This is a genomic window from Actinomyces vulturis (assembly GCF_001687305.1).
Classification (GTDB): Bacteria; Actinomycetota; Actinomycetes; order Actinomycetales; family Actinomycetaceae; genus Actinomyces; species Actinomyces vulturis.
The window spans coordinates 59,025-83,249 of sequence record NZ_LZRK01000004.1; the positions used below are offsets into that span (position 1 = coordinate 59,025).

The following is a 24,225-nucleotide window of genomic DNA, read 5'->3' on the forward strand; positions in this document are numbered from 1 at the left end:
TTCAACCATAATCACGTGTTGCTGTGTTAATCCAACATAACACTCGGAGGTTCCATTGATATGGGACGATAGGAGTTATGCCTGCGCTCAACGACCTTCTTGACTCTCTCATCCCTGCATCGGATCCTGATTTCATCCCACCCGCAGAACACATTGTTGATGCCTTCGCCTCATGGGCTGAAAAGTCTGGGCGCCCACTCTACCCTCATCAAGAACAAGCCCTCCTCGCCATCGCCGCCGATGAGCACGTCATTGCCGCTACTCCCACAGGTAGCGGCAAATCGATGATTGCACTAGCGGCCCACGTGAACTCTTTAGCACGTGGCGGACGCAGTTATTACACCGCTCCACTCAAAGCTTTGGTCAGTGAGAAATTCTTCGATCTGGTCAATCTCTTTGGTTATGCCAATGTCGGCATGGTCACGGGTGATAGTTCCATTAATCCCGAGGCCCCCATCATCTGCTGCACCGCAGAAATTCTTGCCAACCAGGCCTTGCGTGAAGGTGACAGACTGGATGTCGATAGCGTGGTGATGGACGAGTTCCATTACTTCGCCGACCCTCAGCGTGGCTGGGCCTGGCAGGTACCACTACTCGAACTCCCCCACGCCCAGATGGTTCTTCTGTCAGCTACCCTCGGTGACGTGACCTGGCTGGTCAAGGACCTTGATAACCGTACTACACGCTCCACTGCAGTCATAGATGACGCCGTTCGGCCGGTTCCGCTTGAATTTGAATACAGTCTCGAACCCATCGGTGAGTTACTCGAACGACTCGTCGACCAGGACAAAGCACCTGTCTACGTTGTCCATTTCTCTCAGAAAGAAGCGATCGAGCGCGCCACTGCATTGCTCAGTGCTCGTCTGGCGGATAAGAAGCGCAAAGAAGCTATCGCCGCGGCCTTGGGTGATTTCCGATTCGGCAAAGGCTTTGGTATTACACTATCCAAACTACTGCGCAGCGGTATCGGTATTCACCATGCGGGCATGCTTCCGCGTTACCGCCGCCTCGTCGAACGCTTAGCCCAGGATGGCTTACTGAGCGTTATTTGCGGCACGGATACCCTCGGCGTCGGAATCAATGTGCCGATTCGCAGTGTGGTCATGACCAGTCTGGTGAAATTCGATGGATCTAAGGAACGTCATCTTTCTGCCCGTGAGTTCCACCAGATTGCCGGACGTGCGGGACGTGCCGGTTTTGATACACACGGATACGTGACGGTTCAAGCACCTGAGCATGTCATCGAAAATGCCAAAGCGCTGGCGAAGGCAGGAGACGATGAGAAGAAGCGCCGCAAGATTGTCCGAAAGAAGGCCCCTGAAGGCCGAGTGAACTGGACCGATAAGACCTTCGAGCGTCTGTGTGAGGCTCCCCCTGAGACACTTACGAGCCAGTTCTCGATTACCACCACGATGATCCTCAATCTTATGGAACGCCCTGGTGATCCTGTTTCCCACATGGCCTCTCTCATCTGTCGAGTCCATGAGACAGACGCAGCAAAGCATCAGTTAAGGATTCGTGCCATTGAACTCTACCGATCGTTGCGTACAGCCGGAGTCCTTGAGCATGTCTCCAGTGCTCAAGCCACTGCAGATGGCCAGCCACGATTGCGCTTGGCAGTGGACACCCCTGATGAGTTCGCGCTTAATGCTCCTCTCTCTCCTTTTGCTTTAGCCGCCATGGACCTGCTGAACGTGGATAGCCCTGATCATACGGTGGATGTCATCAGTATCGTTGAATCAACGTTGGATGATCCACGGCCGCTTCTTTATGCCCAGCAGCGTGAAGCTCGCGGTGAAGCCATCGCTGCAATGAAGGCTGAGGGGATGGACTACGAGGAACGGATGGAAGTACTCGAATCTGTGACCTGGCCAATGCCTTTAAAAGACCTTCTCGACCCTGCCTTCGCCATGTACCGCCAATCCAACCCTTGGGTACGTGAGTGGGAACTAGCCCATAAGAGTGTGGTTCGTCAGATGGTCGAGAACGCCATGACTTTTTCTGACTTAGTGAGCCGCTATGATGTGGGTCGAAGTGAAGGCGTGATACTTCGCTACCTCACTGACGCTTACCGTGCATTGCGGCAGGTGGTTCCCGATGCTCACCGCACCGAAGATGTGGATGCAGTTATTACCTGGTTGGGCACACTCGTGAGACAGGTAGATTCCTCACTCATCGACGAGTGGGAGGCACTTGGTGCCATCGAAGCCGCACGGGCAGCTGGTCATCTCGAGGACGTAGGCTCCCAGCCATCTGTTTTTGCTCGGGGACGTAATGATGATTCAGGAGATGATGGTGGCCAAGAACGTGCTTTTGGTGCTCGTGCTGATGGCACCGTGCCAGTGACTGCCAACCTTTATTCATTACGAAAAGAGATCCGTAAGGAACTATTTAAACGTGCTGAAATGATGGCGCGTGATGACGTTGAAGGCCTTGCACGAGCTGATCATGGAACGGGCCTGAGTGAAGACCAATGGGATAACGCCCTAGAAGATTTCTACAACGACTACGACTGGATTGCTACCGACCAGTCCTCCAGAGCCACATCGATGTGTCCGATTAATGACAACCCTGACGATACTGATCTTGCGCTCGCGGGAGTAAGCGAGAAGTTACGCGATGCTCTGGCTGCAGCTGGGCATACGGTTTGGCTTGCCGAACAGATTCTTGATGATTCTGAGTCCAACCACGACTGGCGTATTAATGCGCTGATCAATCTCAATGAGTGTGACAAGGCTGATCGTGTCATCGTCCATACGCTGAAAGTAGGAAGCCAATGAGTGAAGACAAGGTTGTACTAATCGCCTTCGTCATATTCCAGCTGATGATTCTCGGCGGGATAATATCAATCCTCATTGAGCGTCGAACGATTTTCGCCGGCATCAGTTTCGGATTTATCCTTCTGGGAATTGGCAATTCGGCATTCCTGGCATCGGTGTATTATCAACAGGAGTTATTTAATTCGCCTTCCATGATGGTCATCATCATTGTCTTGGCGATTATCGCAGTTGTTTTATTTGGCCTTTTCCCCATTGTCGCTTACTTTTTTGTACTCATTAATGGCATCAGAGTAATCCGGCGTGAAGGGTTATCGCTCAGCCATGCTCTTGCCGCCGGAGCATGCGTCGGATTACTTGTGCTGTGGCTGATCTCATCAATCATGTCAGCATTTTTCAGTCACGCTCCTGCCTGGAATTACCTTTCAGGCTATGTAAATATCGTCTTGTCTTACTTCGCTGTTATTGCAGGCGCTTACCTCATTACTCACCTCATCAACACTATTCATATCCGCCAGCCACATGCTGATTACGTCGTCGTCCTGGGTGCTGGATTAATTAACGACGCCGTTACTCCCCTTCTCGCCTCACGAATTAGAAAAGGGGTGGAAATTGCCGAAAAAAGTGGCGGAGCCACGATTGTGATGAGTGGCGGTCAAGGCCCTGATGAGGGAATACCTGAGGGCAAAGCGATGGCGAATTACGCCATGAAGAAGCTAAATGTTCCTCGTTCATCGCTCATTATTGAAGACCGAAGTGAAACCACCGAGCAAAATCTGCTTTACTCCAAGGAACTAATCACTAAAGACTGGGCAACATATGAGGGGGCAGTCAGCCGCACCCCGCACGTCGCCTTAGTGACGAGTTCGTACCATATTTTGCGTGCTCTGATGCTTGCTCGTCAGCAACACATCAAGTGCGTAGGCTACGGTTCTCCCACCAAGATGTACTTCGCAGTAAACGCGTTTATCCGCGAATACATTGCATATTTAGTGATGACCAAAAAAGTTCATATCGCTGTGCTGAGCATAATCACGTTCCTCGCGGTGGTATTTATTACTTTAGCGACGTATTCAGGTCGAGCCATTCCTGATACAAGGCTTTTTGTTTAACAAGTATGAGAATGGCGGCCTAGCAGAATCACTCCACTAGACCGCCAAAAACCACAGTTCTACTACAGGTAGTAGCGTTCGTGGTGTTTTTCCCCCATGAAGAAGTCCACCACACGTCCAATACCCAGAACGAAGAAAGCCAAGGCCACCATATAACTGATAACGGTGCCGGTGATGAAGGGGAAGCACATCGCGATGGCGCCGAAGATGGTGGTGATGATACCGGTGACCATCATAGCTGTTGCCATGTTGGCGCCGACTTTATGCAAGTTCCAGCCAACCATCATGCGCCCAACACCCATAAAGATGAGCCAGAAGGCAACAAAAAATGGGACGAGAGTTGCTTGTTCAGCAAAAGAGCCACTGAGCAGGATCAAACCGCAAATAATCGTGATCACAGCCCAAGCAATACCTCCCGGATGAAGTCCACGGCGCTTGGCTTGGATACGACGGATAAGGTCAAACACACCGCCAACAAGGATTGCTGCAGAGATATAAATGCCGAGAACGACCATGTTCCACATCGGTACGATGGCAATAAAAATGGCAAGAAGGATAAATAGAAAGCCGCTAGCCAAGGTCAGGGCGTGACGGGATTTTTTTGAACTCATGGGGTTCTCCTAGATGATTCGAGGCGAAGCAACGGCACGCGAATGTCACATCACTAGTGCTCACATTCGTCTGTGATCGCACCATAGGGCGAGCACGTCGTCATGTGAACACCGCATCCTGCGCCACTACGCACGTCACCATCACTATAGGCCCACATCTCTTTAAGCGACAGTGCATGACACAATGAACCTATGAGCATGTCCACTCTCGATGAATACCTCAACACCCTAACCGACGACAGCCACCGTCAACGGGTAGTGACAGTTCTTCACTGGGTAAAGGAATCATTCCCCACACTCGAGTTACGCATTGCTTGGAATCAGCCAATGTTTACCGACCACGGGACGTTCATCATCGGCTTCTCCTGTGCAAAGAAGCACATGGCATGTGCTCCTGAGCGAGCAGGAATGATGAAATTCAACAAACGTTTTGACGAAATGGGGTTGGACTACGGCAAGATGTTTATTCGTATGCCGTGGACTGATGAGGTGCCCTGGGACCTTCTCCATGATCTCATCGAATTCAATATCGAAGATAAGAAAAACTGCACTACGTTTTGGCGTAAGAACAGTGATTAATTCCTATGCCGTTACACCGCAGGGCGATAACCTTTCATGACCTGCCCTAAGGTTCCTTCAGTACGTAAAAGCACAAGTTTGCGCTCAATACCGGCAGAAAATCCACCAAGTTGACTATTTGCCGCCACCACTCGATGACAAGGAATCACCACAAGTAAAGGATTGCGCCCTACAGCTTGGCCTACTTGCCGTGCAGCACCAGGATGTCCGATTCGACGGGCTAGTTCCCCATAAGTAACCAATTCACCCCAAGGGACAGTGAGGAGTTCATTCCAAACGCGAATGGAGAAGTCGCTGCCTTGCGGCTTAATAGGAAAACTAAAGGCGCGACGTCGGGAAGAAAAATACTCAGTAAGTTCATGACGAGTTTGTTGGAGGACTTCAGCGTTGAGATCCTCTCCCCCGCAGGCCTGATCAGCCATGCACGTTTGCATGTTGCCACTACGTTGAAATAGTGGCGTGCCTGTTTCGTCTGCAAAAACGAGATGGCACCCAGTAGTACGTGGAAAAGACGCCTGGCCGGCACAGGCGATATGGGTAATTGCCCCGTCACTTGCAACGATGGTGAGAAGGCCGAGAGGAGTCATCAAGGTGGTATACATCAACTTACCTCCCATCAATGAATACGAAGAGCACTCGAGGCTATCGCGCTTCACACCTTTCGTCTACAGAAGCGGTAGTTTTTCCCCATCATCTCAAACCGTAATCCCCATGCAGACATGCTCGAACTGTCATATCATCAGTAAACGCCTCGGTGCAGAGATGCTCGTGGCTTCGAGTTCGTCATTACCGTGAATTCCAGCCCTCCTCGCGATGTCACGGCGGCATTGTTTACGGATGTCTATGGCGATCGTGTCCTCACTCGTGTTGGAGAAGTTGAGCAATAATGTCTGCCTTGGCTACCCCGGTTGATTTTTCCCCGCTCTCATCAGAGCATGATTCCCAACCTGCTCATCATTGGCGTGGTTTACTTATCGATTCTTCGCGTACGTTTTGGCCTGTCCCCACCATGAAATTGGTGCTGGATTTGATGGCTCGCTACCGTCTCAATCGTCTCCATTGGCATCTGACGGATAACTCGGGCTGGCGCATCGAAGTTCCTGAGTATCCTCGCCTGACTAGTGTAGGTGCACAGTTGCCCCGCAAAGACTTTGAGGGCTATGACGTTCCCGCCCCGATGCTCGCCCGTTACCAAGAGCGTGCACCCTTCCTCAATAACAGTGGCTTCTACAGTAATGAGGACATCCGCGAGATTGTCGACTATGCTACCAACCTCGGCATCGAGATCATGCCAGAGGTAGATCTGCCCTGCCATATGGAGGCGGCGATTATCGCTTACCCAGAACTGGGATGCCCCGAGATTGCTGATGTTCCGTTAGAGCAGCGTCCCGTCTACCGTGGGCGCCACCAGGAAAATAATCTTCTGTGGCCCGTTGATGATGCCTTTGATTTGATCGACGCCGCACTGGCTAGTGTCGCTTCACTCTTCCCCTTCCCCGTGGTGCATGTGGGGGGCGACGAGTGTGATTTTGAGTATTGGGAAAATTCACCATCCGCTCAGGCATGGATGCGCGAACACGGTGTATCTAGTGGTCCTGAACTCCAGGGGGTGTTCATGGATCATGCACGCAAGACTCTTGCTCGATACGGAAAATCCGTAGCTTTGTGGGATGAAGCGGTGGCCACTACCGATCATGACCGTGATCTCATCATCGGCTGGCGTCCTGAGGGCAAAGGAACTTCTGCCGCACGCAACAGTGGAAATCCTTGGATTTATGCAGACAGTGATTACCTGTACTTCAACAAGTTAGCCTCCCTGGATACCGATGAACAAGTGGCCATGAACGGAGTGATCACTCCGTACGATGTGCTTACTGTTCCCATCCCTCACTCATCGACCTTGCAGGGTGTGCAGTGCAGTGTCTGGTGCGAATTCGCCACCAGTCATGAAGAGTTGATGTACCAACTGCTCCCCCGCCTGATCGCTGCCGCTATTCGTGGCTGGTGTGGAGATGACCTGAGTGTGCCTCAGTGCCAAGAGTTCATTGCCTCTGAGCAAGAGGCTTTGACCGCCGCAGGTTTGGGCTATGCCTTCCTCAAGCCGGTTGATCGTAACCAGGCCTGAGATTCTCGCGGTTGTGTTCGTGAGACTGTGCCTGTGACAGCGCATGTCTCAACATTGCATGTCAGTGAGCGGGACTAACGCCAGTAGCCCATAAAGGCCACGTCACGGCGTTTCATCCCAATCTGGCTGACCAAGGCGCGGCGAATAGCCACGACCTTTGATGATTCGCCTGCAACCCACACAAACAGGTTGCGCTGACAGTCACAGTCTTCACCAGGATGGAGCGTGCACGGAATGGACTGTGTCTGCTGAGCATTTGTGATGCTCTGAGCAAGGAGACGGCGTTGTGCCGGGGTATCCCAGAGCACTCCGTCGCTCAATGAGGTGACAGGAGCATCGTCATCGAGTTCGCATGCGGCATTACAGGTGTCTGCGCACAGGGAACCAGATTCACGGAGGACTTCTTCATACACACGCCAGACGTGTGCGACTGAGGAGGCGACCAGTTCGGAGGGGGTCACCCAGGTAACCGAGGCGATTCCCTCAAGTTGTCCTTCGCTTTCTGCTGTTCCCATGGGTGCGGCAATGATGGCAGACACAGTCCGTGGGTGGGCTGAGGTTGCTTCTGCCCATCCAATCGCGCGAATAGCAGGCAGCGCGGTGGTATCACCGACAAGCACTACGCGGTGGGCTTGTTCCGGGGCATATTCAATGCCGGGAATGGTGTAGTCCTCAGATAATTCCTCATCGGACAGTTCTGCATCAGAGTCTGCTCGGGTGGAGAGAAAGACGAGTACGTCATCGCCAGGTTCGGCCGTGCGTGCCCAGGTGCTTCCCGGTCCGTGATGGTCACCGGTCACCACATCGATGTCGATTGTCGAGAGGTCGTTTCCGGTGGTTTCACCAGTGAGGCGGCTGGCCACGGTGTAGGTGCGTAGGGCTCCGCGCTCGGATTCATCATGTGCAAGCCATGCTCGGTACGCGCAGGGATCCATCAGGTCGGCAGGAATGAGTTCATCGCGTCGGGTTCCGCCGATCAGCACTTTGATGCGCATGTCACGCAGCCCTAGAGGTCCTCCGGTATCCAGACGGCTAAAATCCCCACGGAGAGTCAGGCGGGTCGTGTCAGGAAGAATTTTTTGTCGTGAGGAAACTGTCACGCGGTAGAGTTCATGCGCCATGGTGATTTCCTCCTTCAACGCTGCTCGTATTGTGATGACGCAAGGGCCGGATGGGAATGACTAATGGTGTGGTGGACACAGGATCGGTGATGATTTGGGCTTCCAGATCAAAAACATTTCGAACGCTGTCATGGGTTAGTGCCTCATGCGCTGGTCCTTGGCAATAGATGTGACCATCACGCATCAATACGAGGTGCTGGGCATAGCGCGCTGCCAAGCTGAGTTCATGAAGGACTACCACGATGGTTGTTCCGCGACGTTCAACCAGGCGTTTCAACAGGTCGAGAACCTCAATTTGGTAGGTGATATCGAGGTAGGTCGTCGGCTCATCGAGGAGCAGCACACCGGTGCGTTGCGCGAGCACCATAGCAATCCATGCCCGCTGACGCTGTCCGCCAGATAAGGAGTCGATTCTGCGGTCAGCCAGGTCGGTGAGATCTGTATCCACAATAGCTTCAGTCACGGCAGCGTCATCTTCGCTACTCCATGGACGTAGTACACCGCGGTAGGGGTAGCGTCCGCGCGAGACGAGTTCTCCTACAGTAAGCCCCGCGGGAACGATGGGAGACTGAGGGAGAACAGCGAGTTCTCGGGCAATGCTCTTGGAGTTTCGCCCGTCAATGGGCGTGTCGTTGAGGATGACCTGGCCTGATTGATGAGGAATCAGTCGCGCAAGACCACGAAGAAGGGTGGATTTTCCGCATCCATTGGGGCCTGCAAGAACGGTGAGTTGTCCTTGGGGAGGCAAGAAGGAGAGATCATCAACGATGGTCTTTTTACCGTACGCCAGGGTAAGGTCAGTGGCTTCAATACGCCCGGTGCCAGAAGGCTGTAACACTGAGACAACGTCAGTTCGAGCGTGAGTATTTGTGGTCATGATGCCTCCTGATGTCCACGGAGGAGTAAGAGAAGAAGAATGGGCGCTCCCAGGGCGCCGGTGATCACACCAACGGGATACGGGCCTGAGGGAAGGATTTGCGCGATGAGGTCACACCACACCACCAAAACACTGCCCACAAGGGCTGAGCACAGCATCGAATGGCGGCCATGAATGAGCCAGCGTGCAATAGGGCCACTGACAAATGCCACGAAGGTGATGGGACCGGCTGCTGCGCTGGCAGCAGCAACAAGGACTGCCACGCTCATGAGAATGGCAAAGGGGCCAAGGCGTGCGGGAATGCCTAGGCCTTGAGCGATTTCGTGGCCAGCATCGAGCACCTCGATCGTGGGGCGCAGCATAATCAAGGCCAGTGTCATGACGATGAGGATGGGGATGATGATGCCAACGCGTTGCCAGGAAAAACTGTTCAGTGAACCGGAAATCCACAGCAGAATGTCACGGACTTGGTGAGCCGGTGACAAGGTGGTGACGAAGAAAATCAATGCTTGGCCAAGAGCTGAAAGTGCCACACCGATTAGAACGAGACGTGTGGAGGCATGAAGAGACGTTTGAGGTCCTGCGATTGCCAGGGTCACGATGACCACCGTCATCGCTCCAAGGAAGGCGGCAACGGAGACCATCAGTCCTGACCATCCAAGGAAAAGGATGGATGACATGGCTGCCAGTGATGCTCCCGCATTCAGACCCATGACGTCCGGGCTGGCCAGGGGATTATGGAGGAGGCGTTGAAGGAGTGAACCTGCACAACCAAATGCTGCTCCTACCGAGGCTGCCAGGAGAATACGTGGCAGTCGGAATGACACGATGAGCAAGTAGCCAAGAGAGTCGCTATCACTGATGGCATCCCAGAGATCTGCGGGGGTTAAGCGCGGTGACGGGATGAGTAATCCGGCGATCACTCCGGCAACGAGTAGCACAAGAAGCAGGCGCAGCGTGCGGCCTACCACTGCAGGGCGATGATGATGCCTCAAGCTTTTAGCGGGCTGAATGATGAGGGATAGTGTTGTCACTTCAGATCCCCACCTGCGCTCGGCGTTTGACGGCAAGGATGACCAGTGGAGCACCGATGACGGCTACGAGAACGCCTGCAGGGATTTCCCCCGGTGGTGCAACAAGTCGCCCAACAATATCTGCCACGGTGACCGTCATGGCCCCCAGCAACATGCCAGCAGGCAGTTGACGGTGAACCGATCGCAAACCCCAAGCACGCAGAATGTAGGGGACGATGATGCCAACGAATGCGAGTGGACCAACGAGGGCAGTTGCCGCACCCGCAGTCAAGACCACGGTAATGGACCCGAGGAAACGAGCCAAGGGAACGTGAATGCCTAAACCAAGCGCCACGTCGTCGCCCAATAGTAGTCCGTTGAGCATGGGACTAATGGCAAAAACCAGAACGATACCGCTCACAATAGCCAGGGCAGAGGGAATGATGACCTCAAGGTCACGGCCAGAAACTGAGCCCATCATCCAGCGGAGGAAAGAATCAAGAGACTGACCTTTGGTCATCATCAGAGCATTAATAATGGCGCCACATCCCGCTGAAACTGCAGCACCGGCAAGGACGAGTGTGAGTGGATCGCTTCCTGCGCGCGATGCCCATTGGATGAACCAAATCAGCGCGCAAGCCACGCTGGCACCGATAAATGCACTGCCCAGGAGCGTTGATGGCTGAGTCAATCCGGCAGAAATGGCAAACACGACGGTTAGACCTGCGCCAGCGTTGATACCGAGCACGCCGGGATCAGCCAGGGGATTCCTGGTCATGGATTGCATGACGATTCCGGAGCATGCCAGTGCTCCCCCACTAAGAACTGCGCTGACGGTTCGCCATATTCGGCTCGCTACCACGGAGTGAAGCATGGGGTCGTCACTGGCTTGGAGGTTGTCGAGATTCCACCATGCGTGTAAGCGAAGCGAAGCCAAGACATCCGTGGCCGTGAGGTTTCGTGCCCCCCACAGGAGGGAGAAGAAACAGACAAGCACGAATCCGGCTACCAACGCGATGGTCAGTAACCAGATTCGTGCTTGAGAGTGTTGGCGCAATGCCATAGACGAGTGGGCCCTTACTTCTTAGCGTCAATCGCGTGGGCGAGCATTGGGGTGTACTGCTCCAGCGCCCAGGGCAGGGAGAGCGGTGACGAGGCAGAGATGCTCAGGACGCGAGTGGCATCAGCATCCATAATGGCGGTGCCATTGGCCACGGCGGGGATCTTAGAGAAGAGAGGGTCAGAGGTGATCACTGCCTTATCTTCTTCCGAGTTCACCCAGGTCATGAACACGTCGGACTCGAGCTTGTCTGCGTTCTCCGGTGAGTAGGAAACAAAGAAAGTTGCGTCCGCACCCGCGTCCTTCACGGCTTGTTCGACAACAGGAGCCATTGTCATTCCCAAGGAACTAAGGAACTTGGGTCGATTATCGATGTCGGTGTACAGGCTGATGGAGTGGTCAGCAGGATCGATGTTGGCGGCGATAAAGGTGGCGCCTTCGAACTGGGGGTTGTTGGCCTTGGCCTGGTCAAATGCTGCCGTGACATTGCTAATGACCTGTTCACCTTCGGCCACCTTATTCAGGGCCTTGGCAGTCATGGTGGTGGCATCCTGCCAGGAGGTGGCCCAGGGCTGTTCGGGGTATGCGAGGGTCGGAGCGATGGCTGCGAGTTTGTCGTAGTCTTCCTGGGTCAGTCCAGAGTATGCACCCACGATCAAATCGGGCTTGAGTGCTGCAATGTCCTGGATAGGTAGGCCATCTGCTTCAGAGAACTGAGTGGGGTATGCGGCGGTGCCGGGGCCAGCGTTGAGTTTGGTCAATGCTTCATCACGCCAGGGGGTGGATTTATTCTCGTTAGCACCAAACATTTCTTCGGGAACGCCGACAGGAATCACGCCAAGGCTGACTACCACGTCAGCATTCATCCAACTGATGGTGACAACACGGGTGGGTTCTTTATCGATAGTGGTGGTTCCCAGAGCATGTGCGATGGTGACGGGGTAGTAATCGTCACCGGATGCTGATGAGGTTTTCTCTGAAGAAGATGACGAGCATGCGGCGAGGGTGGCTGCGACTGCGGTGGCGCTCAAAGCCATGAGGCTACGACGTGACAGTGAGTGGCGCTTGAGGGAAGACACGTATGGTCCCTTTCGGTAGATCGTGATGTCTTGGTGAGTTTTCGCGTTTGAGTTGTTTCGTTATTCACGCTATCTGTCGGGTGTATGTTCCACCCTACTGAGAGAACAAGAGCGAATAATGTCGCGAAATCATCACGAAAGACCGAATAAGGTAACCAGAGTGTTGCTTATTAAGTCAACCTGCCTTTAGGCTGACCATACCCAAGCACTTGGGAGCCAAAGACCACAAGACCCGGCACTGCTTTCGTTGCAGTACCGGGTCTTGTGTTGTGTCACGAGAGGGGCGGAGGCAAGGTGACATACCTTGCCACCGCCCCTCACTAGTGAGCAGAATCACTTAGGTTCTCAATAGTTTATGACGCCTAAACGTCACATATTCAGAACCCCTCGTGTGACTCACTTAGCAGGCATGGCATCGAGGACAATGTTGAGGCCTTCAGACATGGTGGGGTGAGCAATCACGGCGTCACGAACCTGCTGCCAGGTCAGGCCACCGAGCATGGCCATCTGGACGCTGGTGATGACTTCACCAGCTTCGGAGCCGATGATGGTGGCACCAAGGATCTTGTCCGTATCAGCGTCAACAACGATCTTGAAGAAACCGTCAGTCTCGCCCAGGGTCTTGGCGCGAGGAACGTTAGCGGTGGGAACCTTAGCGACACGGATGTTCTTGCCTGCCTCGCGCGCTTCGGTTTCACTCATGCCCACGCGGCCAAGTTCGGGGGTCACGAAAACGGTCCAGGGGATGAGGCGATCCTTGGTGGAGGCATCCTTACCATCGAAGAGGTCACGCAGTACGCGGAAGTCGTTCCAGGACACGTGGGTGAACTGGGGGGATCCTGCCACGTCACCGGCGCTGTAAACGCCTTCAGCAGTGGTCTGGAGACGGTCATCGACCTTAACGAAGCCACGATCGGTCAGTTCTACACCAGCAGCCTCAAGGTTAAGGTTCTTGGTCACGGGGGTACGGCCCAGCGCAACGAGGAGACGCTCCCCAGCAACTTCACGGCCATCGTCTGCCTTAACAGTGATGGTGCCGTTGTCAGAGGAGACAGAAGCAGCGCGGAAGTCATTGAGAACGGTCACACCCTGTGCTTCGAGAGATTCGCGGATGACGTCTGCAGCATCAGCGTCTTCGCGAGCGAGGATGTGCTCGCCACCGTCAACAAGGGTAATAGAGACGCCGAAAGAGGACATCATAGAGGCCATTTCCACGCCAATCACGCCGCCGCCGAGGATGACCATATCCTTAGGCAGTTCGGTGAGACGAAGAAGGTCTTCGCTGGTCCAGAAGTCAACATCCTTGAGGCCATCAATCGGAGGAACGGCAGGAGTGGTGCCGGTGTTGATGAGGACCTTGGCGCCACGAATTACGCGGGTGCCACCGTCGTTGAGCGCGATGCTAACAGTCTTAGGAGCAACGAAGGTTGCGGTGCCCTTGACGAAGTCCATACCGGAGGCGGGGAACATTTTCTCGTGAGCACCAACCATAGCGCCAACAATCTTTTCCTTGCGTGCGCGCAGTGCTTCGAGGCTCACGACTGCCTTACTCAGTTCGTCAGAGCCTCCGGGCAGGGAAGCACCGTAGGAGGCAGACTTGCGAACGGTTTCAAGCACGCGAGCGGAGGTGACGAGGGTCTTAGTAGGAATGCAAGCGACGTTGATGCAAGTGCCACCAACCTTGTCACGCTCAACCATGACTACACGATCGCCCTTCTTGGCGCGGAGCATGGCCAGTGACTTACCTGCCTTACCACCGCCAACGACGAGAAGATCGACGTCTTCAACTGTTGACAGGTCAGCCTGCAGACCGGCGGTTGCGTCGGTATCCTCGGTGGACTTACATCCGCATGCGCAGGTGTGGTTTTCAGCGGCCATGAATGGAACTCCTTTGAGTGATGTTTTCACGTTATGAAGCACAACAGTCTTCAGAGTTGTCCTATTCCATTCGTATGCCGTTATTCTTCGTGATCTATTCAGCATGAATTATGGGAATAGATCCACCACTCACCCGTCAACAACAGAAAAGAAATACTCCTTAACGCCTAGAAGCCACGACAATAGTCTCGAAGTGATGGGTATGAGGGAACATGTCCAAAGCACACGCATCATCAACGCTGTAGCCCTGAGCCACCAGTGCCTTGAGATCGCGAGCGAGTGAGGCGGGATCACAGGCCACCATAACCACACGCTTGGGGTTGCACTGAGCGATCGCATCCATCACACCCTTGACCACACCGGTACGAGGCGGGTCGAGAATGATGACGTCCACTCCAGCACCAAGTTTGGTCACTGCTGACGCATCGACGCGACCCACATGGAGGCCGACGTTCGGGAAATCGTGAAGGTTACGGCGAGCATCGCGGACTGCTTGTTCACTGCCTTCCATGGTGGTCATCTTGCAGCCAAGCATGGCCAGAGGAAGAGTAAAGAGGCCTGCGCCGGAGAAGAGTTCAAGAACCTTCAGATCCTTACCCGCATGGGTGACACCTGCAGGCTGGGAGGAGGACGCGATGTCATCCATGGAGGAATCAGTGGCGGAGGGGACAGTGACGGGCTCGGTGGAGGACAGCGGCAGTCCGAGTGCTCCACGGACCACGCGATTGACCAGTTCCTGTGGGGCTTGGCGATGAACTTGCCAAAAGCCATCAGCGTGGACCGAATAGCGCAGTTCGCCCAAGCCCAGTGCGCTGGCATCAACAATCTCATCGATGCGCTTGCGTCCCGTGGGCTTGGTAGCCGGCGTGTACCCCTGGCCATCAATCATGACCAGCGGTTCACTACCGGCGGGGGCTACGACGCTGACCCGCATGCCCGGCTTGTAGACCTTTTTCCAGCGCGATCCTTCGAGTACGTTGAGGTCCTGAATCGCTTCAACTGCCAGGGGAAGTGAGCGGACTGCCTGAACACGGCGGCTACGCGGCTCATGCATGCCAGCTACACCGTCATCAGTAATGGTGAGTTCCACACGGGTTCGGGTAGCCAGGCCAGTGGCATTCTTACCTGTTTCGGAAGGCATGGGTTCAACGGGGATGGGACCAACTTGTTCAGCGATGTCTTCCCCGCCAATACGACGAAGACAATCAGCCAACACCCAGCGTTTCCAGGTGCGCTGTGCGGGAAGGGAGACGTGAGAAAGTTCCGCGCCGCCTACTCCCCCAGCACCGGCCTGCGCCCAGGCGGGTTTGACTCGGTCCGGTGACGATTTCAAAATTTCGACGGCGTCCGCTCGCCAAATCTTGGATGTCTTCTGCGTAATACGTGCCTTCACTGTTTCGCCGGGCAGTGCGTGGCGGACGAATACTACCTGGCCCTCGTCAGTGCGGGCGATGCAGTGACCGCCGTGGGCAGGAGCACCAATAGTTAATGTCAGTTCTTCAGGTTTCGACATGGTTACTCCTGTGTGGTGGTAGCGGATGCGGCGGGAAGGGTACGGACCATCATCCACATTAGCCATAGAGTGAGGGCGAACAGTGGCAGGCCCATGATGAGTCGGGTGATGCCCAGGACGGTGGAGGCCTGGGCGATGTACATGGGGGTTTCCACGATGAGGCGCAGTGCAAACATGGCGGCAAAAACCCAGGTGGCTTGGCGGTAGACCTTGCGGTGAGTGGCGCGGTCAGGGTCAGTGCGCCATGACATGTCATGGCCGCGCATGAGGGCATCAACCACTCCAACAAGTGGACATCGCGCAAGAATTGAGGTTACAAGGCCAATGAGGCACACGGCGTTAATGCCTAGGCCGAGGATGTAGAAGTTTTCGGCTTTTCCTGTTTTCCACGTAGCCAAGACACTGAGTGCGGTCACGACAACGCCGCCAAGTGCTGGAGTGATGCTCTGGCGTTGAATGAGGCGTGTGGCGATGGCGAGTCCAGCGATGATGAGAGCACTTGCTCCTGCCCATAGCAGGTTGGAGGTGATGACGTAGATCGTGAGGAAGAGGGTGACAGGCCCAGCAGATTCAATGACTCCGCGGTATCCGCCTACAGCGCGGTAGAGGTCGAATTCTTGGGATTGGAGGACTTTCAGTCCTGATTCACTCATGATTCGGTGTTTTCTCCAGCACCGGCTTGGGGTGCTTTGTGGGGTGTGGGCGGGTGAAGGAGCAGCAGTTCACGTGGGGGCTTGGGCTCATTGCCGCGTACCACGATGACGTGGTTGAACACGTCGCGCAGTGCTTGACTGGCGTCAATATCGACGGCTGCGGGTCCGTTGAGAACACCGCGAAGGAACCATCGAGGGCCGTCCACACCGATGAAACGCATATAGGCAGTTCCTCGCTCACCGTGAGTTAACTGGACGGGCATCGTGGCAAGGACTTCGGGGCCATGTTCACCGGGTTCGATGGCGTGGGTACCACCAACTCGATCCAACTCCGCGCAAATCTCCTCGATAAGTCCATCCCAGATTCCTGAGGACTTCGGTGCAGCGAATGCTCGCAACTCGAGCGACGATCCACCAAGCATAAGAATCACCGCATCATTAGCGGGGGTTTTAGTGGTGTTTTCAAGACGAAGTTGAAGTCCGTCAACAGCAGGAATTCGAAGGGAACCAAGATCAACTACCGGTCCAACCTCGGGGTGATCGGAAAAATCGTAGGGTCCAGGTTCAATGGAATAATCGCGTTCAACTACTGCGGGACCGGCTCCGGCAGGGGCTTGAGTAAATAAAATCTGGGAATCCGTGCCCTGCATACCGTCTCTAACTTGCTGGGAGGATGGTGCAGAACGTCCACCAGGTATGGCCGGCGGTGTGGGGCGCGAAGGACCCTGATCTACGGCCATCACCTGGGAGTCCTCACGTGTAACGCCAGACGATGATTCGGATGTTGAGCTGGTCACTGTGGCCTGCGCAACCTGTGCTCCTTGTACATCGACAGACGTTTTAATCGCCGTAGTTCTTTGACAGTCGGGATCGTTTTCAGGCGCAGCAGTAAGTGTAGTGTCAAGGTCGTCGAGACCCGTTACAGACTCTGGAACGGCCCCTGCGGGCAGATCACGGCGGCGAGAGAACAATCCCATGTCACGTCCTTCTTCATGCCTGGCGCGCTACGTAATTTCGTAGCTCCATGTGGGCATACTTTACCCACCTGCCCCTCTCTATATCCGGCGAGAGTGACAATTCCAGCAATAAAGCTGGTTTTATTGTTCAGCCAGCGCAATCCACACAGACGCTGAGGCCTGTCTTGTCATCGGTATATGACAACTGGCTGCGGTGGTGGACCAGGAAGCACTCGGAGCAAGTAAATTCATCATCCAATTGAGGAACAACGTGCACGCTGAGTTCTTCACGGCTGAGATCTGCGCCGGGAAGTTCGAAACCTTCAGCTACCTCATTCTCATCTTCGTCGATAGCGGCAGTTGAGGGATCCTTTTGGCGAGCCTTAAGTTCTTCAAGGGAGTCTGACTCCGGCTCGTCATCGTTCTTGCGGGGAGCATCGTAATCGGTAGCCATGACCTGCATCTTCTTTCTGCTAGCGGTACTTCATCGGGAGGTATGAAACCCGGGTCACAACCCAACGAAGTAGGGCACGCGCATGTTAGCACGCCGCATACACGATTGGAAAGAGAGAGCAAACACAGGGAGTGTCAAGGAGTTCAACTACGTCATTCGAGTAACGAAAACCTCACTACACTTCCACGAGAAATATCCCGCGCGTATACGCCTAGCAGCCCCAATCCATGAGCAAATTACGACTATCAAGTCGTCGCACCAGCGATGAGGATATTGTCCTCACAGGTCACTACCAGGAACTGTTTCACTCCATGACAACTATTTCCGCCGCCACACAAACAACACGGCACACCGTTAATCTTTCCGCCTCTGTGGCCTCAAGCGTGGCAGGCTTACACCTATAAAGGAGGCGCAGTACATGATTGAGTTGGATCTGCTTGGGGTTAACGGCGACACAATCGTCATGACCAATGCGGATGGTGAACGTTTCACCCTAGTCATCGATGACGCACTGCGTGCTGCGGTGCGCCGTGACCGCCCTAATGTTGAAGCTGTTGCTTCCTCATCCCAGATTAAGCCTCGCGATTTGCAGTCTTTGATGCGCGCCGGTGCCACCGCAGAAGAGGTTGCTTCCTCCACTGGAATGAGCGTGGACAAGATTCGTGCCTACGAAGGTCCCGTACTTGCTGAGCGCGCCTGGGCAGTCACCCAGGCCAAGTCCTGCCGTATTGGCTGGGATGCTGATGCTCCGGTTCTTGAAGAACTAGTCATTGACCGCCTAGCAACCCGTGGCGTGGACCCACAGTCTTTACAATGGGATGCGGTTCGCCAAGGTCGTGAGCCGTGGGAAGTAATGTTGACCTTCGTCCAGGGCGCTGAGGAAAAGGAAGCCCGCTGGATGATTGACGTGTCATCACATGCGCTTTCCGCTTTGGATGACGAGTCCAGATGGCTCACCGAATCGGCCAGTGCCGCCGCACGTCGCCCTAGTGTTTTCGATCAGGATTCTCCCGCCCAGGGTGCTGTAGCCATGCCTGTTCCACTGCGCCACAACCAGCCCTCAGCAATGAGTGCTTTGTCGTCATGTGCTGCACCATCGGCACTGAGCGCCCCTGCCCCTACTCGTCCCACTACTACTCCCCCGCTTCCCAATGCTCCTTCTGCTGCTACAGCGACCTCTTCTGACAAGGGCATTCCATCAGTGGATTCCTTTAACCAGTTAGAGAGCACTGAGGCGATTCTGGCGGACCTTAACGCCGCACGAGGACAACGCGTTGAACTTGAGCCTTCTGATGATGAGTTGCTCACTGAACTCATAGCCCAGGAAGAGTCCTTTTCTTCCGACGCCGTCCCCGTATCCCCTGTATCGGCTTCATCAACCAGCAATTCTGCTTCCGCTACTGATGCGATGAGTGCGCTTTCCGCATCGTCGAGCGGTCCCCTTCTTGATGCGCAAGTGCTCGATATGTCCGCCCATCGCCGTGGGATGAGAGGAAAATCTGTTTCCTCACTAAGCCACGGAAGAATGGATGCCGTTGATGCCACTGTGGAGCGCCACCCCGCTGGTAGCCAACGTGGAAGTAATGATGACAGTGCAACGTCGGCGCCTAGTACAGACAACGAACAGAACACTGAATCTCAGATGGTGTTCCCTCAGATGCCTCAACCTGAACAGAATACGAAGCCAAAATCCAAAAAGCGCGGTTCACGCCGTTCTGTACCCTCGTGGGATGAAATTGTTTTCGGATCGAAGCCGGAGTGAGTGGATCGTTTTCTCAGCGAGAGAGAAAAACGGCCCCGGTACCCTTTAGTTCACGTATGACATTAATCGTCGTGTAATTCCTCAGGTTATGCGCGGATAGTCAGTAACGGGATCGCTGTTTCTGCGTGAGTTAGTGAACCGTGTACGCCTGGCAATTCCATGGCCTGTGTCGAGTGAACCCGAGGATCAACGAGCACCCACGAGTCATTCATCGCGACAATCACATCCCCCATGACCTCACGTGCCCTTGTTGACAGTGGTCCCACAAGGCTTTGAGCCTCACCAGCCGTACCAATCCAGGCAATCCGTTCACCAAGTACTTCGCGCCATCGGTCAATGAATTCTTGAGAGCATTGCCGTCCGTGCCCTGACAGGTAGAGGTGAGTCATGCGCGGTTCACCTGCGAGGAACTCCACGTCGGTCATGAGGACAGGAGAATCTGTCAGAGTGATGCGATGGGCGGCATCCGTATCGACCATGCCATGGTCAGCTGTGAGGTAAACGGCTGTGTTGGAAGGAAGTTTTCTTATCAGTGTGGCCACAGCAATGTCGAGTCGCTCAAGCCAAAACAACCACTCTTCGGACTGCCATCCATGAGCGTGTCCAGCATGATCGAGTTCACCCACATACATGTAAACCATGCGTGCGCCTTGCTGAAGGAGACGGTGAACGGCCGCTGGCCTATCATCAAGGCGATCCACACCAACGTGCGTCATTGCCCTGAAAGCTGCGCCGGTCAGTCCAGAGCCAGTAAATCGTGCAGGGCCCACAGAGTAGAGAGGTTCGCCGTGATCGGCGATGGAGCGTTCAACAAGAGTGGGATGGTCTTGCCAGTTTTCGGCGCGAAGTGGAGTGTCTTCCCAGGTGATGAGGTTCAGCGTTGAAGCATGGCCTCCATGCATAGCGTGACCTGGGTGACGCACGGAATAACCGAGCATGCCGGTCTGACCAGGCAGTGCGCCGGTTCCCAACGTGGTTAACGCTGCTGCGGTAGTGGAGGGAAAACAAGTGGTGAGTTCTTGGACTCCTGCGTTTTGTTCCATGCCGTTAGGACCCCAGGTATAACTGGGATTCATAAAGGACCGGAGTGTGGGAACATGACCTTTTCGTGCGTCAAGCAATTCCAAGCCGAGCCCATCCACGAGGATGACCACTACCTGTTCGGCCGGTTCCATTCGTAACGCATTGGCGGTTGAGGCTGCCGATTCAGCCATGTCGTTAGGGGCCAGACCAACCGTTGACAGGGCTGAGGAGAAGACATGACGCAGGTGGAAAGCAGAGTTACTCATGAGTGTCCTCAGATCGCTGCACCCATAGCACGAGCAGTAGCCGCAGAAAGCGCCTGAGCGAAGAGTGCTGCTTTTGCCACGGCGGCAGGGCCTTCTACTGCAGCGCTCACCCGCAGAGCAATATCATCGGGCATAATCGTAGCGGTATATCCGTGGTCAGCGGTGCATTCAGGATCCGGGCATTGAGCGTGTTCCATTTCCATTCTCTGAACCGCTCCCCAGGCAATAGCGATGGTGATTTCACCTAGTGCTCCGCCGTGCTTTTCTGGGTTGGCCACACCATGACTAATCGCCACAGATCGAATCGAGGGTAGAGCCACTGCTTCGCTGGTGGCCATGGCTCCAGTGGTGCCGTCATCCAATGGCAGGTCATCCACATGGACACGAATAAGCCGGGTGGGAGTGAGAACCAGCACGGTCAGGTGACGGTGAACAGATTCATCGAAAGTAGTTTCCGGGGCGACGAGGACCGCTTCGACAATTTCACCGGCAGTCGCCATATCGATCGTCCTTAAGACAAGTTCGGGATAATACCCTGCGTCGAATACCTCATCACGAACAATCGAGTGTGCCATGAACGGTATTCTGCCATGTTCCTGCGATAATGCCCCTATGCCTAGGAAGTCTACTGTTGCCGCAACTCCCCCGCCTACGGACGGTCACATCATTGACATTGACCTGTCCGAGGAAATGCGAGCCAGTTACTTGGAGTACTCCTACTCCGTGATTTACTCGCGTGCCCTACCTGACGCACGTGATGGCCTCAAGCCTGTTCAGCGACGCATCTTGTTCCAAATGGACCGAATGAATCTGCGTCCGGATCGTCCGCATGTGAAGTGTTCACGCGTGGTGGGAGACGTCATGGGTCGTTTGCATCCCCACGGCGATAGCGCTATCTACGATGCCTTGGTTCGCTTGGCTCAACCTTTTACTATGCGCCTTCCCCTCGTTGATGGCCACGGAAACTTCGGTTCCCTTGATGACGGCCCAGCAGCAGCGCGTTACACTGAGGCACGCCTGGCAGCTCCTGCGTTGGCACTGACGGCAGATATTGACGAAGGCACTGTTGATTTCTCCCCCAACTACGACTTCTCCGACGAAGAACCTGATGTTCTTCCCGCTGCTTTCCCCAACCTTTTGGTCAACGGCACCTCGGGTATCGCCGTGGGTATGGCCACCAACATGCCCCCACATAACCTTGGTGAAGTGGTGGCCGCTGCACGCCATCTCATTGATCATCCTGACGCAACGCTCGATGATCTCATGGCCTTCGTTCCCGGCCCTGATCTACCCTGTGGCGGGATGATCGTGGGCCTGGACGGCGTACGTGACGCCTACGCGACAGGCCGTGGCACGTTCAAGACCCGCGCCACCGCCCGCATCGAAAATGTCACTGCCCGTAAGAAGGGCATTGTGGTGACCGAACTGCCCTACATGGTGGGACCCGAGCGCGTCATCGAGAAGATTAAGGATGCGGTCAGTTCCAAGAAACTCCAGGGCATTACTGACGTCTCAGACTTCACCGACCGCAACAACGGCACCCGCCTGGTCATCGGTGTCAAGAACGGTTACAACCCTGAAGCAGTTCTTGCTCAACTCTATAAGCACACTCCGCTGGAGGATTCCTTCGGTATTAACAATGTGTGCCTGGTGGATGGTAAGCCCTCCACACTGGGTCTACGCGAACTGCTGAATGTGTTCGTCAATCACCGTCTTGAAGTTGTTGAGCGCCGTACGCGTTTCCGCTTAGGCAAGCGTGAAGAGCGCATGCACCTGGTGGAAGGCTTGCTTATCGCGATCCTCGACATTGACGAGGTTATTGCGGTGGTGCGTTCCAGCGATGACACGGCCACTGCCCGCACCCGACTCATGCAGGTCTTTGACCTGTCTGAGCCTCAGGCCTCCTACATTCTTGAACTGCAACTTCGCCGCCTGACCAAGTTCTCCGTGATCGAACTAGAGAAGGAACGTGATGAGTTAGCCCGTGACATTGAGGCACTGCGTGCCATCCTGGCTGATGATGTGTTGCTGCGCCGTGTAGTGAGCCGTGAATTAGCTGATGTATCCAAGCAGTTTTCTACTCCTCGCCGCACTGTCCTTGTGGGCGCTGCTGGCCAAGGCGCAGGCGTACTCAGTGGTGGTACTCAGGTTCCCGGTGGTGCTGGTGCTAAGGCAAGTGCTGCGGCTCAGGCTGCTCTCATGGCAGTCAATACTAAGGACGTACCACTGACAGTTCCTGATGACCCATGTACCGTAGTGCTCTCGTCTACTGGACTGGTGGCGCGTTTGAATGGAACAGAGGAGCCTGCTCGTGGTGGATCACGTCAGTCTCATGACGCCGTACGCTCCGTTGTGAGTACCACCGCACGTTCTCAGGTAGGTGCCCTGACCAACAGGGGACGCTTGGTGCGCGTTGATGTGGTGGCTATGCCTGAGGTTCCGCGAACTGAGGGGGCACCGAGTTTTGCTGGTGGTACTCCCCTGGATTTACTTGCGGATGTGGAGGCTGATGAGAAGGTCGTGGGTTTGGCCTCCTTCGCTGATGATGCTCCCCCGATTGTTCTTGCTACCGCCAAGGGCGTGGTTAAGCGTGTGAAGCCTGGTGATGTTCCAGAGCGTCTTGATGCGTGGGATGTGATTAGTCTGGCTGATAGCGACGAGGTGGTTTTTGGTGGCAATGCTGCTGATGATAGTCAACTGATCTTCATCACCACTGATGCTCAATTGCTGCGTTTTGATGCCACTAAGGTTCGTCCGCAGGGCCGTAGCGCTTCGGGCATGGCTGGTATTGCTGTTCACGACGGCGCACATGTGCTGTCGGTCAGTGTGGTCAGTAATGATCTGCTCGCCGAAGCCGAAGTAGTTACGGTGGCCGATAGCGATGAAGACACTCTTCTTGGTTCTGGTGGCCAGAGCGCGAAGGTTACGCCTCTTGATCGTTTCCCTGCTAAGGGCCGTGGCACTGGTGGCGTGAGGGCTCAGCGCTTCTTGCGCGGTGAATCAGAATTAAGCCTTGCGTGGGTGGGCGTTGGCCCGGCCCGCGCCGTAGGCGCGGGCGGCCAGCCGGTAGATCTTCCCGAGGTCAACGAGAAGCGTGATGCTTCCGGTAGCCCAGTGCCCGCACCGATTGCTGCCATCGGCTGATATCGCCACAGTGCTTTTCCCGGTGACTTCATCACCATGGAAAGCGCCAACGTCACTTTGGTGACTCGATAAGCATCGGAGGGGGCCGCAAGCCATTGGCTTGCGGCCCCCTCCGTGTGTTTTCACGATTCGTCATCAACGACTAGTGCGCGCGACATGATGAGTTATCCGCAGACGCTCCTGAACAACGCGTGATCGACCGTCTCTCACCAAAGAAACGCA

At 54.9% G+C, this 24,225-nt stretch carries 20 protein-coding genes; 6 read left to right on the forward strand and 14 right to left on the reverse strand.

All coding sequences use genetic code 11. The annotated features are described in order from the left end of the window. Positions 1 to 77 precede the first annotated feature (77 nt). A complete protein-coding gene (locus A9753_RS07100) occupies positions 78 to 2,780 on the forward strand; it encodes a DEAD/DEAH box helicase (protein ID WP_067782525.1) in 2,703 nt (900 codons plus the stop codon). Beyond that, a complete protein-coding gene (locus tag A9753_RS07105) occupies positions 2,777 to 3,889 on the forward strand; it encodes a YdcF family protein (protein WP_067782528.1) in 1,113 nt (370 codons plus the stop codon). Before A9753_RS07100 ends, A9753_RS07105 begins: the two co-directional genes overlap by 4 nt. A gap of 62 nt (positions 3,890 to 3,951) precedes the next feature. Here the strand turns inward: A9753_RS07105 and A9753_RS07110 are convergent, their stop codons facing one another. After that, positions 3,952 to 4,500, reverse strand: coding sequence for an HdeD family acid-resistance protein (locus A9753_RS07110; RefSeq protein ID WP_067782531.1), 549 nt, complete (start codon positions 4,498 to 4,500; stop codon positions 3,952 to 3,954). Positions 4,501 to 4,692: 192 nt separating this feature from the next. Here A9753_RS07110 and A9753_RS07115 point away from each other — a divergent pair, with 192 nt between their 5' ends. After that, positions 4,693 to 5,079, forward strand: a complete 387-nt coding sequence (locus A9753_RS07115) for an iron chaperone (RefSeq protein WP_218056752.1) — start codon at positions 4,693 to 4,695, stop codon at positions 5,077 to 5,079. 11 nt (positions 5,080 to 5,090) lie between these two features. On the opposite strand, the gene A9753_RS07120 is transcribed toward A9753_RS07115, so the two are convergent. After that, positions 5,091 to 5,735, reverse strand: a complete 645-nt coding sequence (locus A9753_RS07120; RefSeq protein ID WP_141673350.1) for a methylated-DNA--[protein]-cysteine S-methyltransferase — start codon at positions 5,733 to 5,735, stop codon at positions 5,091 to 5,093. A gap of 230 nt (positions 5,736 to 5,965) precedes the next feature. Between A9753_RS07120 and A9753_RS07125 the strand changes: the two genes are divergently transcribed. Then, complete coding sequence (locus A9753_RS07125; RefSeq protein WP_067782540.1) at positions 5,966 to 7,204, forward strand: family 20 glycosylhydrolase; 1,239 nt, start codon at positions 5,966 to 5,968, stop codon at positions 7,202 to 7,204. A gap of 74 nt (positions 7,205 to 7,278) precedes the next feature. Here the strand turns inward: A9753_RS07125 and A9753_RS07130 are convergent, their stop codons facing one another. From A9753_RS07130 to A9753_RS07175, 10 genes are all read right to left on the reverse strand, one after another. Further along, positions 7,279 to 8,325 carry a siderophore-interacting protein gene (locus A9753_RS07130; protein WP_067782542.1) on the reverse strand — a complete coding sequence of 349 codons (1,047 nt, stop codon included), beginning with the start codon at positions 8,323 to 8,325 and terminating at the stop codon, positions 7,279 to 7,281. After that, positions 8,315 to 9,202 carry an ABC transporter ATP-binding protein gene (locus A9753_RS07135; protein WP_083090399.1) on the reverse strand — a complete coding sequence of 296 codons (888 nt, stop codon included), beginning with the start codon at positions 9,200 to 9,202 and terminating at the stop codon, positions 8,315 to 8,317. The genes A9753_RS07130 and A9753_RS07135 overlap by 11 nt, the downstream gene beginning before the upstream one ends. Next, positions 9,199 to 10,236, reverse strand: coding sequence for a FecCD family ABC transporter permease (locus tag A9753_RS07140; RefSeq protein ID WP_067782545.1), 1,038 nt, complete (start codon positions 10,234 to 10,236; stop codon positions 9,199 to 9,201). Before A9753_RS07140 ends, A9753_RS07135 begins: the two co-directional genes overlap by 4 nt. A 1-nt stretch (position 10,237) precedes the next feature. Further along, the gene (locus A9753_RS07145) at positions 10,238 to 11,278 is read right to left on the reverse strand and encodes a FecCD family ABC transporter permease (protein WP_067782548.1); all 1,041 of its coding nucleotides are present in this window, start codon (positions 11,276 to 11,278) and stop codon (positions 10,238 to 10,240) included. A 14-nt stretch (positions 11,279 to 11,292) separates the two neighbouring features. Beyond that, positions 11,293 to 12,354 carry an iron-siderophore ABC transporter substrate-binding protein gene (locus A9753_RS07150; RefSeq protein ID WP_067782551.1) on the reverse strand — a complete coding sequence of 354 codons (1,062 nt, stop codon included), beginning with the start codon at positions 12,352 to 12,354 and terminating at the stop codon, positions 11,293 to 11,295. Between the two features lie 396 nt (positions 12,355 to 12,750). Continuing rightward, entirely contained in the window at positions 12,751 to 14,232 is a 1,482-nt protein-coding gene (locus tag A9753_RS07155; protein WP_067782554.1) for a dihydrolipoyl dehydrogenase family protein, read from the reverse strand. A 160-nt stretch (positions 14,233 to 14,392) separates the two neighbouring features. Continuing rightward, entirely contained in the window at positions 14,393 to 15,745 is a 1,353-nt protein-coding gene (locus A9753_RS07160) for a class I SAM-dependent RNA methyltransferase (protein ID WP_067782557.1), read from the reverse strand. A 2-nt stretch (positions 15,746 to 15,747) separates the two neighbouring features. Further along, complete coding sequence (locus A9753_RS07165) at positions 15,748 to 16,398, reverse strand: DUF3159 domain-containing protein (RefSeq protein WP_067782561.1); 651 nt, start codon at positions 16,396 to 16,398, stop codon at positions 15,748 to 15,750. Then, positions 16,395 to 17,375, reverse strand: a complete 981-nt coding sequence (locus tag A9753_RS07170) for a DUF3710 domain-containing protein (protein ID WP_067782564.1) — start codon at positions 17,373 to 17,375, stop codon at positions 16,395 to 16,397. Before A9753_RS07170 ends, A9753_RS07165 begins: the two co-directional genes overlap by 4 nt. Before the next feature lie 127 nt (positions 17,376 to 17,502). Beyond that, positions 17,503 to 17,808: a DUF4193 domain-containing protein gene (locus A9753_RS07175; protein WP_067783284.1), complete on the reverse strand. Its 306-nt coding sequence runs from the start codon at positions 17,806 to 17,808 to the stop codon at positions 17,503 to 17,505. 418 nt (positions 17,809 to 18,226) lie between these two features. Here A9753_RS07175 and sepH point away from each other — a divergent pair, with 418 nt between their 5' ends. Next, the gene (gene sepH, locus A9753_RS07180; protein ID WP_067782567.1) at positions 18,227 to 19,570 is read left to right on the forward strand and encodes a septation protein SepH; all 1,344 of its coding nucleotides are present in this window, start codon (positions 18,227 to 18,229) and stop codon (positions 19,568 to 19,570) included. Positions 19,571 to 19,656: 86 nt separating this feature from the next. Here sepH and A9753_RS07185 read toward each other — a convergent pair whose 3' ends face one another. Together A9753_RS07185 and A9753_RS07190 are read right to left on the reverse strand one after the other, a co-directional pair. Then, a complete protein-coding gene (locus tag A9753_RS07185) occupies positions 19,657 to 20,859 on the reverse strand; it encodes an alkaline phosphatase family protein (RefSeq protein ID WP_067782570.1) in 1,203 nt (400 codons plus the stop codon). Positions 20,860 to 20,867: 8 nt separating this feature from the next. After that, positions 20,868 to 21,434, reverse strand: coding sequence for a DUF5998 family protein (locus A9753_RS07190; RefSeq protein ID WP_067782573.1), 567 nt, complete (start codon positions 21,432 to 21,434; stop codon positions 20,868 to 20,870). 37 nt (positions 21,435 to 21,471) lie between these two features. Here A9753_RS07190 and A9753_RS07195 point away from each other — a divergent pair, with 37 nt between their 5' ends. Next, complete coding sequence (locus tag A9753_RS07195; protein ID WP_067783288.1) at positions 21,472 to 24,003, forward strand: DNA gyrase/topoisomerase IV subunit A; 2,532 nt, start codon at positions 21,472 to 21,474, stop codon at positions 24,001 to 24,003. Positions 24,004 to 24,225 lie beyond the last annotated feature (222 nt).